Raw genomic sequence first — 9,277 nt, 5'->3', positions numbered from 1 at the left:
CTGAGCGGTTTTGGGCATCACTCCATCAGCTGCGCGGCGACCGTCGCCCCCAGGTTCCAGCATGCCTCGACGTCGTCCTTGCTCGGCTTGCCTGAAACCACCACGCTCTGCGCGGCTTTCACCCAACCGAGGCCCGTCGTGATGGCGTCGACGGCGCGCTCGGCGCCCTCGGTGCCCTCGTTGCCGTGCAGGTACAACCCGTACGGTCGCCCGCGGGTCGAGTCGAGCAGCTGGTAGTAGGCGCAGTCGAACGCGTGCTTGAGCGCGCCCGAGATGTACCCGAGGTTCGCCGGCGAGCCCAGCAGGTAGCCGTCGGCCGCGAGCATCTCGGCCGGCGAGACCGTCAGCGCCGGGCGCCGCACCACCTCCACGCCCTCGATGTCGGGGTCGGTGGCGCCGGAGACCACCGCCTCGAACATCTCGTGGGTGTGCGGCGACGGCGTGTGGTGCACGATCAGCAGCGTCTTGCTCATGGGCGGCCCTGCAGGTCTCGGTGTAAGTCCAAGGCCGTCTTCATGGCTTCGCGGGCGCGACGGCGATCCCCCGCGTAGTCATAGGCGCGGGCCAGCCGGTACCAGCGCCGCCAATCGTCCGGATCGTCCTCCACCTCCGCGCGCACCGTGGCGAACAGTTCGTCGGCCGCGTCGCGCTGGATGCGGCCCGACGGGCGGCGCGGCAGCGAGCTGGTGTCCAGTTCCATTCCGTCGGCCGCGATCAGCCGGGCCAGCTTCTGGTGCGCGAATCCGGCACGCACGGTGGCGATCATCGCCCACAGCCCGATAACGGGCAGGATCAGCACCGCGAGTCCGAGGCCGACGGCGGCGCCCCGGCCGGAGCCGATCATCGCGACGGCCACGCGCCCCAGCAGCGCGAAGTACACCAACAGCGCGAAGCACATGAAGGCGACGAGCAATTGGGTGCGTACGGCTTTGGTCATTGCAGATTGAGCAGGGCCTCGAGACCCACCGTCAGGCCGGGGTGTTCCTTGATCCGCCGCACGGCCAGCAGCACGCCGGGCACGAACGAGGTCCGGTCGATGCTGTCGTGGCGGATGGTCAGCGTCTCCCCCTCGGTGCCGAACAGGATCTCCTGATGGGCGACCAGCCCGGCCAGCCGCACCGAGTGCACCGGGATGCCGTCGACGTCGGCGCCACGCGCGCCCGGCAGGCTGGTGCTGGTGGCATCGGGGTTGGGCGGCAAGCCTTTTCGCGACTCGGCGATCAGCTTCGCGGTGCGCGTCGCGGTGCCCGACGGGGCGTCGGCCTTGTGCGGGTGGTGCAGCTCGATCACCTCCGCCGAGTCGAAGAAGGGCGCCGCCTGCTTGGCGAAGTGCATGGACAGCACCGCCCCGATGGCGAAGTTCGGCGCGATCAGCACCGACGTGCCTGCGCCGCCGGCGAGCCAGTCCTGCACCTGTTGCAGCCGCTCGGCGGTGAAGCCCGTGGTCCCCACGACGGCGTGAATCCCGTTGTCGATGACGAACTTCAGGTTGTCCATCACCACGTCGGGATGGGTGAAGTCGATGACGACCTCGGTGTTGCCCTCGGTCAGCAGGCTCATCGGGTCGCCGGCGTCCACTTCGGCCGACAGGGTCAGGTCCTCGGCGGCCTGCACCCCCGCCACCATCGCCGATCCGACCTTGCCCTTGGCTCCCAGCACTCCTACCCGCATGTTCTTCACCCTAGACCGGGTCAATTCTGCGCCGCGGCGTGCGTCGAGTTAGGTCATGACAACGCCAACGTGGGTTTCTCGCGCCGATCAGGCGTGAATGAGCCAGCCCGCTTCGGTGTAGGGAGCGGGTTGGTCGGGATCGTTGATCGTGAGGTACAGGTCGCCTCCCGCCGGCATAACGAAGCCGACGAATCCATGCGCGGTCTGCCCGTCGTGCAGGCCGCCCGTTTGCAACGGGGGCATCTTGTTCAGTCTCTGGTAGTCGACCGCCGTCGTCGCCGGCTGGGGCGCCTCGTTGCCACCGCCGTATCCGGCGAACATATAGCGCTCGTTGAAATGGAAGAACTTGTGGGACGTCGCGGTGATGGTCATCTCCACCACCTTGCATCCGGGGTCAGACGCCGGATTGGCAAAATGAGAAGCGCACCCCGGCGGCAACCACGTTGCACTGTTGACGGTGATGTCGGCCGTCGCGCCGCCGGCCGCCCGCGCATGCACGGGCACGCCCATCTGACCGATCGGGAACGGTGGACTCTCGGATGTGGGGTCGGCCGAACCGGAGGGACACGAGCATGCGCCAATGACCGCGGCGACCGCGGCTGCCGCGACTACAAATCCCGCGCGCACCACGAGAGGTTACCCGCAGCGCTCCCACGAAAAACGCGGAATTGTCTGATGCCCGCGTCAAAACACCCGGCTTGCCCTTTTGCTGAAGTGGCAGGAGCACGTTCAGCGAGGCGGCCTGGCGCCTCCGGTCGTAGTGGCTTGGGTGTCGAACAGCGAACCCCGTTGCGGCTGAACGCGAATCGCACCAACGACTTTCACCATCCGGAACGGCTATATCTTGAAGCGCCCGGCGAACCCGCGCAGCGGCAGATCGGCGCTGGTGATGAGTCCTGGCGGTGCCGCGACCACCGACTTGATCGAAGCCAGCGCCGGCATGCCGGTGACGGTCATGCCGATGGAGGCGAAGTTGTCCGGGTTGGACAGGTCCACTCCGGGTTTCGGGAAGATCATGTGCTTGTTGTAGATGCAGGGGTCGCCCTGGATCTGAGTGATGTAGCAGCCCTTGATGTTCCAGCTGGGATCGGTGTGCGGGGTCATCTGCCATTCCAGGTGCGTCTCGACCCGCGGCACGCCGTCGACCATGCCCTGGTACTTGATGTAGTTACCGCCCAGCGAACCCTTGGGCAGCGTGTACCAGCCCAGGTCGACATCCTTGGTGCACGCGCCCAGCTCGTAGCTGAACTTGACCTCGTCGAGCCGCAGGTCGAAGCAGTCGGCCATCATGTACACGCTGTCGGCGAAGACGCGGGTGTACTTCTCGAGCTTGGAGGGGATTTCGGGGTCGTCGACGGGCTGGCCGTACCCCACCTCGATCCAGGTGTCCTTGGAGTGGTGGCAGGACACGTCGACCGATTCGATGGTGGTGACGTTCTCGATGTCGGCGACGTCGGCCGAGCACACCACGCCCAGGATCTGGTTGAGCCCCGGGTTCATCCCGGTGCCGTAGAACGTCGCGCCGCCCTTCTCGGCGGCCTCGGCCAGCAGCCGGCTGACCGGTTTGCCCGACGGGTGCGGGTGGTTTTTGTCGCGGTGCCAGCCGGTGATCCAGTCCGCGGTGGTGACGATGTTGATGCCCGCCTCGAGCACCTGTAAGTAGAGGTCCTCGTCGGGGAACACCCCGTGGAATGTCAGCACGTCAGGCTTGGCGGCGATGATCTCCTCGATCGTCCCGGTGAAGGCCACCCCGTTGGGCGGCAGCCCGGCGAACTCTCCGGTGTCCTTGCCGACCTTCTCCGGCGAATAACAGTGCACGCCAATGAGATCGATGTCGGGCTGGGTGGCGATCCGCTTGATCATCTCGGTGCCGACGTTCCCGCTTCCGACCTGAAAGACGCGAACCGGTGCTGCACTCATTGCCTTGAACCTTCCTGCGATGCGAACGCCTCGGGATAGAACTGCTTGGCCCACTTGCGAATTGCGGTGAAGCCTTCGTACTCGTCGGGGGCCAGGGCCGGTGGATCCGAATAGCGCTGGTGCTGCCAGATCTCGATGTCCTGCTCGAACTGGCGGATGACTTCGCGCCCGAATTCTTTCGCCTTGGCGGCGGCGCGGTCGGGGTCCTGGTGGGGCGTGCGGCCGATGTAGACCATGAAGCGCACATCGGAGGTGAACTCGTCGATCGGCGTGATCGCCGAGATTGTGCGGTTGTCGATCATGCCCCAGCTCTTGGTCACCGCGATGCCCAGTCCGCCGTTGATGGCCTGCACGCCGCTGTTGACGTCCTCGATCTTCTGCCCGTCGTCGCCTTCGAAGGTGATGGTGAAGTCGACGTAGGACACCGGCTCGGCGAAGTCGTGGCGGGTGAACACCGGCACGATCGGGGTATTGTGCACGAACTTGAAGTGCGCGAAGTCCACCCCGTTTTCCAGCACGTATTGCGGGTGCAGTTCCAGGGTTTCGCGATACAGCCGCTGCTGGGGGTAGTAGTCGTCGGCGCTGCTGCCATCCTCGAACGCGGCGAACACGTCGGGCGCGTCGAAGTAGGGTTCGCGGCGGTCCAGGTCGTGCCAGATGTATACCGACGCGTTGCGCTCGACCACCGGGTAGGTGCGGATGCGGCGACCGCGGTTGGGTCGATCCTGGTACGGGATGCAGACGTTGCGGCCTTCCCGGCTCCACTGCCACCCGTGGAACGGGCACTGCAGCACCTCGCCGACGACCTTGCCGCCATACCCCAGGTGCGCACCCAGGTGCTCGCAGTAGGCGTTCATCACCGTGAGCTCGCCGGATTCGGCGCGCCAGGCGACCAGCTCCTCGTCGAAGTACTTCATCTTGTGCACGTCGCCGACGCCGATCTCGTCGGACCAGGCGACCTGGAACCAGCCGGTCGGTTTCATCGACAACGGTGGCTTAGCCATCGAGCCCTGCCATGTGAGCTGCCTCCCTCGCGTACGAATGATAGGCCGCGCCGCGATTAAATCAAAGTACCCTCTATGAAACTCTTCGTTGGAACCGGTGCCAGTGGATAAGATCGGCGAATGACCCCTCAGAGCAGCGCGGCCGGCGTCACGGGCCGGCGCCCGAATCGGCGGGGCCACGCGACTCGCGAAAGCATGCTCGAGGCGGCGTTGCGCTCGCTGGCCTCCGGCGAGCCGGGCTCGGTATCGGCCAACCGCATCGCCAAGGACATCGGCGCCACGTGGGGCGCCGTGCAGTACCAGTTCGGTGACACCGATGGGTTCTGGGCGGCGGTGCTGCACCGCACCGCCGAGCGGCGCGCCGCGACGTTCTCCACGCTGTCGGCACCCATCTCGCCGGACGCGCCGCTGCGCGAGCGGGTCGGCGCGATCATCGATACCCTCTACCGCGGCCTGGCGTCCCCGGATTCGCGGGCGATCGAAAACCTGCGGGCCGCGCTGCCGCGCGATCCCGGCGAGCTCGAGCGGCTCTACCCGCGCACGGCGGCCGAGCTGTTCTCCTGGGGCAAAAGCTGGCTGGAGACCTGCCAGCACGCGTTCGCCGGGCTGGCCGTCGACCCGGACCGGGTCCGCGAGGTCGCGGCCCTGATCCCCGGCGCGATGCGCGGCCTGGTGTCGGAGCGCCAGCTGGGTTCCTATGCCGACCTGGACATGGCGCGCCGCGGTCTGACCAACGCCCTGGCCGCCTACCTCGAGCAGTCCCGGCCGTAATGGCCGACATCGCAATCCGCGAGGCCACGCCCATCGATTTCGCCGATGTGGCCGCGATGCACTATCCGGTCTGGCGGCAGTCCTGGTCCGGCGTGCTGTCGGATTCGGTACTCGACACGCTCACGTCGCCGAAACGCTGGGCCGTGCTGCTTTACCCGCGAGACCTCAGCCGGCCCGGCTGGCGGATGTGGGTCGCCGAGGCCGGCGGGCAGCTGCTCGGCATGAGCATCTTCGGGCCTGACCCGGACGACCCCGAGCAACTCGAACTCGATGCGCTCTACATCTCGCCGGCGAGCCAACGGCACGGCGTCGGCGGACTGCTGCTCGCGAAGGCCCTGAACTCCGACCCGCGCGGTGACATCGTGTTGTGGTGCGCGGAGGCCAATGGTGTGGCGCGACGCTTCTACGAGAAGAACGACTTTCGCCTCGACGGGCGCACCCTGGATTGGGAGCCGGTGCCCGGCGTGAAGGTGCCCCACCTGGGCTACCGCCTCAGGCGTCGATGACGACTCGCTCGCCGTCGGCGCGCGAGACACACACCAGCATGCCGTCCTGCATATCTTTCGAGCCCGGCACGGCGCGGCCGCGGTGATCCACTTGTCCGGCAAGCACTTTCACCCGGCATGTCCCGCAGAATCCCTGCCGGCACGAGTACGGGGTGGTCGGGTCCCGATCGAGCATGACCTCGAGTGCGGTCCGATTCGCCGGCACCGCGAGCACCTGCCGTGATCGCGCGAGCTCCAACTCGAACGGCACCCCGTCGACGACGGGCGCCGGGCTGAACCGCTCGTAATGCAGTGGCGCACCGGCGTGCTCGTTGCGGGCAATGCGGACGGCCTCCAGCATCGAGCTCGGCCCGCACACGTAGACGGCGGTTGCCGGTCCCGCTCCGTCCAGCAGTTCAGCCACGGTGGCGAAGCGACCGCGCTCGTCGTCCGCCCACACCGTCACGCGGTCCGGCCCCAGCGACACGACCTCGTCGAGCAGCGGCATGTATTCCCGGCTGCGGCCGGTGTAGGCGCTACGAGCTCGCGCTTGGTCACCACCGCGGTCAGCTTGCGCTGCACCGGCTCCACCCGCTCCGGCGACCACCGTGACACCGTAGCGAAGCCCTCGAACACCGCCCGCACGCCCCACAGCAACGATCCGAAGCGGACGTGGTCGCGCCGTCCGTACAGGTCGGCGGGTCTGCTGGCCCAAATGCTCTCCGGCATCGAATCCGCGCCTACTTCTGCCGAATGTCCAAGCGCGCGAACAGCCGAATCGCCCCCGGGCTGATGCGCCGCATCGCATAGCCGATCCGCGACTCCGCGGCGATCGGCAACACGGCCGGACCGGTCTTGACGGCCTTGACGATCGCCTTGGCGGTGGCTTCGGGGGTGAAGTTGCGGCGCCGGTAGGCGGCGTCGGCCTTGCCCCGCGCCCGCTCCTGCTGGTCCGCGCTCATCCCGGCGTAGATCGTGTTCTTCGCGATGTTGGTGTTGACGAAGCCGGGACACACCGCCGTGACGCCGATGCCCTCGTCGGCGAAGTCGGCCCGCAGCGATTCGCTGAGCGCCAGGACGGCTGCCTTGGTGGTGCTGTAGGCGACCATGGATTTCGACGGCAGGTACGCCGATGCCGACGCCACGTTGATGATCGTTCCGCCCTCGCCGCGCTCGACCATCTGCGCCCCGAACGCCCTGCTGCCCGAGATGACGCCGCCGACGTTGACGCCCATGATGTCTTCCCAGTTCGCCGAGCTGGTCTCCAGGAATCGGCCCGCCATCCCGATGCCGGCGTTGTTCACCAGGATGTCCACCACGCCGTGCTCGTTGCGCACCTGCGCCGCAAGCTCGTTCATGGCGGCCTCGTCGCTGACGTCGACCTGGTAGGCCGCGGCCTCGGCGCACGCGGCGCGCACTGCGTCGGCGGTGTCGTTGGCGGCGGCCAGGTCACGATCGACCAGCACGATCTTGCGGGCGCCGTGCCGGGCCAGCTCCACCGCGGTGGCCCGGCCGATTCCGGCGCCGGCGCCGGTGACCAGGGCGAGTTTGCCGCGCACCGAGCGACGCTCGCCGGGCACCTCGGCCGGCCCGGCGGGGGGCGCGCCGGCGACGTTGCGGTCGACCCACTCGGCGGTCAGCCGGGCGATGACGTCCGGACGCGATGTCACCACCCAGTGGCCACCCTCGATCTCGATCACCCGGCCGCCGTTGGGAATTGCGCCGGTGAACCGTTGCAGCGCGGGCGTGACGAAGATGTCGCGGCGTGGCACCAGGGTCTGCACGGCGACCGTGGTCTCGGGAAGTTGGCGTCCCGGCGCCAGCATCGGCGCGGGCATGTTCTGCCGGTACAGGTTGAGCCCGTACACATAGTCGGTTACCGAGCGCAGGGTGTCGTGGTGCTGGCTGCGCGTGCTCGACCGGCCGATGCGCTCAAGCGCCTCAACGACTTTCACGCCGACCCGGGAGCGAAAAGACAGTTCCGGCACGCCCGGGCACAAGAAGAAGCCGATGTAGCCCGACGAGATCAGTTGTCTGATGACCTGCGCCACGGCCCGCGGCGTGCGAGCCGACCGCAGAAACGCGCCGGCGTAGTTCAGGTGCGGGCCCGAGATCGAGGTGAAGGACGCGACCTTGTTCATCACCGAGTGGTCGGTGACCGCCGCCCATGCCTGGATCGACCCCCAGTCGTGGGCCAGCAGGTGCACCCGCCCGACGCCCAAGCTGTCGATCACCGCACCGATATCGGAGACCAGCTGTGCAAAGAGGTATCCGGATCTCTTTGCGGGACGGGTGGATTCACCGGCCCCGCGCACGTCGTAGGCCACGACGTTGTAGGGCTTGCCGGTCAGCTCGTAGACCACACCGTCCCAGACGTGGTGATTATCCGGAAAACCGTGAATTGCCAAGATGGTCGGGCGTGCCGGGTCCAACTCGGTGTACCGGTGCACGGCCAGCGTGACGCCGTCGCTGGCGGTGATGGTCGACGTCACGGTCATCAGTGCGGGGCGCGCGCGGCGGGTGAGATGGCCAGGTAGTCGACGGCTTGTTCCAGCCCACCGAGCTGCGAGGGGTGAAAGCCCGGCCGGTAGTAATCGCCGATCGCCCGGATGAAGCGCAGCGGCCCGGGCACCAGGCCGCGGCGCGCCGCGGAGAAGTAGTCACGCCAGCGGGGCTTGGTGCGCGGCGGCAGCTGCGGATCGAGCGAGTACATGAACCGCACGCCGCGGATCCACAACAGCAGCATGGCGGGCGTCACCACGAGTTGGGCGCGCACCTGCCGCCAGTAGCCGGCTTGCAGATGCTTCATGGTGTCGAAGGCCACCGCCTTGTGTTCGACCTCTTCCGCGCCGTGCCAGCGCAGCATGTCCAGCATCACCGGATCGGTGCCGATCTTGTCGTGGGCCGGCGAGTCGAGAATCCATTCGCCCAAGATGGCGGTGTAGTGCTCGATCGCCGAGACGATCGAAACCTGCTCGAGGAGCCAGCCCTGCTGGCGGCGCCGGCTCCAATCTGGCCGGGGCCCGGGCAGTTTGTCGAACAGCCACTTGATCTGGCCGGTGTAGGGGGTCAGGTCGATGTCGCGCGCGGCGAAGTGGGCAAGTACGTTCGCGTGCGCCTGCGAATGCACGGCCTCCTGGCCGATGAACCCCTGCACGTCCAGCCGCAACTGGTCGTCCTTGATCAGCGGCAGCGCCTGCTTGAACACCTCGACGAAGAACTCCTCCCCGGCGGGCAGCAGCAGGTGCAGCACGTTGAGGACGTGGGTGGCAAACGGCTCACCGGGCACGTAGTGGAACGGCAGCTGCGCCCAGTCGAAGTCCACATCGCGGGCCTCGAGCACCAATCGCTCGTGGTCCAGCGAGGCGTCGTGTGGACCCGCTGCCTGGTTGTCGACGGTCAGCATTATGCCCCCTACCTCTGCGT

The 9,277-nt window shown here is 67.5% G+C and carries 10 protein-coding genes and 1 pseudogene; 2 read left to right on the top strand and 9 right to left on the bottom strand.

The genetic code is table 11. The annotated features are described in order from the left end of the window. Nucleotides 1-17: 17 nt before the first annotated feature. The 6 genes from ACZYVJ_RS22815 to ACZYVJ_RS22790 form a co-directional block, all read right to left on the bottom strand. Nucleotides 18-473 carry a flavodoxin family protein gene (locus tag ACZYVJ_RS22815; RefSeq protein WP_463833439.1) on the bottom strand — a complete coding sequence of 152 codons (456 nt, stop codon included), beginning with the start codon at nt 471-473 and terminating at the stop codon, nt 18-20. Beyond that, a complete protein-coding gene (locus ACZYVJ_RS22810) occupies nt 470-937 on the bottom strand; it encodes a tetratricopeptide repeat protein (protein WP_463833438.1) in 468 nt (155 codons plus the stop codon). The genes ACZYVJ_RS22815 and ACZYVJ_RS22810 overlap by 4 nt, the downstream gene beginning before the upstream one ends. After that, the gene (dapB, locus tag ACZYVJ_RS22805; RefSeq protein ID WP_463833437.1) at nt 934-1,671 is read right to left on the bottom strand and encodes a 4-hydroxy-tetrahydrodipicolinate reductase; all 738 of its coding nucleotides are present in this window, start codon (nt 1,669-1,671) and stop codon (nt 934-936) included. Before dapB ends, ACZYVJ_RS22810 begins: the two co-directional genes overlap by 4 nt. 87 nt (nt 1,672-1,758) lie before the next feature. Further along, entirely contained in the window at nt 1,759-2,298 is a 540-nt protein-coding gene (locus ACZYVJ_RS22800; RefSeq protein ID WP_463833436.1) for a hypothetical protein, read from the bottom strand. Nucleotides 2,299-2,508: 210 nt separating this feature from the next. Beyond that, complete coding sequence (locus ACZYVJ_RS22795; RefSeq protein WP_463833435.1) at nt 2,509-3,591, bottom strand: NAD(P)H-dependent amine dehydrogenase family protein; 1,083 nt, start codon at nt 3,589-3,591, stop codon at nt 2,509-2,511. Then, on the bottom strand, nt 3,588-4,595 hold the full coding sequence (locus ACZYVJ_RS22790; protein WP_463833434.1) for a Rieske 2Fe-2S domain-containing protein: 1,008 nt from the start codon (nt 4,593-4,595) through the stop codon (nt 3,588-3,590). The genes ACZYVJ_RS22795 and ACZYVJ_RS22790 overlap by 4 nt, the downstream gene beginning before the upstream one ends. A 120-nt stretch (nt 4,596-4,715) precedes the next feature. Between ACZYVJ_RS22790 and ACZYVJ_RS22785 the strand changes: the two genes are divergently transcribed. Together ACZYVJ_RS22785 and ACZYVJ_RS22780 are read left to right on the top strand one after the other, a co-directional pair. Further along, the gene (locus tag ACZYVJ_RS22785; RefSeq protein WP_463833433.1) at nt 4,716-5,366 is read left to right on the top strand and encodes a TetR/AcrR family transcriptional regulator; all 651 of its coding nucleotides are present in this window, start codon (nt 4,716-4,718) and stop codon (nt 5,364-5,366) included. After that, nucleotides 5,366-5,872, top strand: a complete 507-nt coding sequence (locus ACZYVJ_RS22780) for an N-acetyltransferase family protein (protein ID WP_463833432.1) — start codon at nt 5,366-5,368, stop codon at nt 5,870-5,872. Before ACZYVJ_RS22785 ends, ACZYVJ_RS22780 begins: the two co-directional genes overlap by 1 nt. Here ACZYVJ_RS22780 and ACZYVJ_RS22775 read toward each other — a convergent pair. The 3 genes and pseudogenes from ACZYVJ_RS22775 to ACZYVJ_RS22765 form a co-directional block, all read right to left on the bottom strand. Further along, nucleotides 5,859-6,580, bottom strand: a pseudogene (locus ACZYVJ_RS22775) (flavin reductase family protein). The gene ACZYVJ_RS22780 and the pseudogene ACZYVJ_RS22775 sit on opposite strands and share 14 nt — an antisense overlap. 11 nt (nt 6,581-6,591) lie before the next feature. Then, nucleotides 6,592-8,349 (bottom strand): SDR family oxidoreductase, encoded by a 1,758-nt coding sequence (locus tag ACZYVJ_RS22770; RefSeq protein WP_463833431.1) that lies wholly within the window; start codon nt 8,347-8,349, stop codon nt 6,592-6,594. Further along, nucleotides 8,349-9,257, bottom strand: a complete 909-nt coding sequence (locus tag ACZYVJ_RS22765; RefSeq protein ID WP_463833430.1) for a metal-dependent hydrolase — start codon at nt 9,255-9,257, stop codon at nt 8,349-8,351. Before ACZYVJ_RS22765 ends, ACZYVJ_RS22770 begins: the two co-directional genes overlap by 1 nt. Nucleotides 9,258-9,277: the final 20 nt, after the last annotated feature.

The sequence above is a fragment of the Mycobacterium sp. IDUB_3 genome, from assembly GCF_055419585.1.
The sequence above is the reverse complement of the archived record's forward strand: the minus strand, read 5'-3'. Positions and strand labels throughout refer to the sequence as shown.

Excerpts from the sequence above, each read along its gene's own strand:
- ACZYVJ_RS22815 (WP_463833439.1), bottom strand. The coding sequence starts at position 473 with ATGAGCAAGACGCTGCTGATCGTGCACCACACGCCGTCGCCGCACACC.
- ACZYVJ_RS22810 (WP_463833438.1), bottom strand. The coding sequence starts at position 937 with ATGACCAAAGCCGTACGCACCCAATTGCTCGTCGCCTTCATGTGCTTC.
- dapB (WP_463833437.1), bottom strand. The coding sequence starts at position 1,671 with ATGCGGGTAGGAGTGCTGGGAGCCAAGGGCAAGGTCGGATCGGCGATG.
- ACZYVJ_RS22795 (WP_463833435.1), bottom strand. The coding sequence starts at position 3,591 with ATGAGTGCAGCACCGGTTCGCGTCTTTCAGGTCGGAAGCGGGAACGTC.
- ACZYVJ_RS22790 (WP_463833434.1), bottom strand. The coding sequence starts at position 4,595 with ATGGCTAAGCCACCGTTGTCGATGAAACCGACCGGCTGGTTCCAGGTC.
- ACZYVJ_RS22785 (WP_463833433.1), top strand. The coding sequence starts at position 4,716 with ATGACCCCTCAGAGCAGCGCGGCCGGCGTCACGGGCCGGCGCCCGAAT.
- ACZYVJ_RS22780 (WP_463833432.1), top strand. The coding sequence starts at position 5,366 with ATGGCCGACATCGCAATCCGCGAGGCCACGCCCATCGATTTCGCCGAT.
- ACZYVJ_RS22770 (WP_463833431.1), bottom strand. The coding sequence starts at position 8,349 with ATGACCGTGACGTCGACCATCACCGCCAGCGACGGCGTCACGCTGGCC.
- ACZYVJ_RS22765 (WP_463833430.1), bottom strand. The coding sequence starts at position 9,257 with ATGCTGACCGTCGACAACCAGGCAGCGGGTCCACACGACGCCTCGCTG.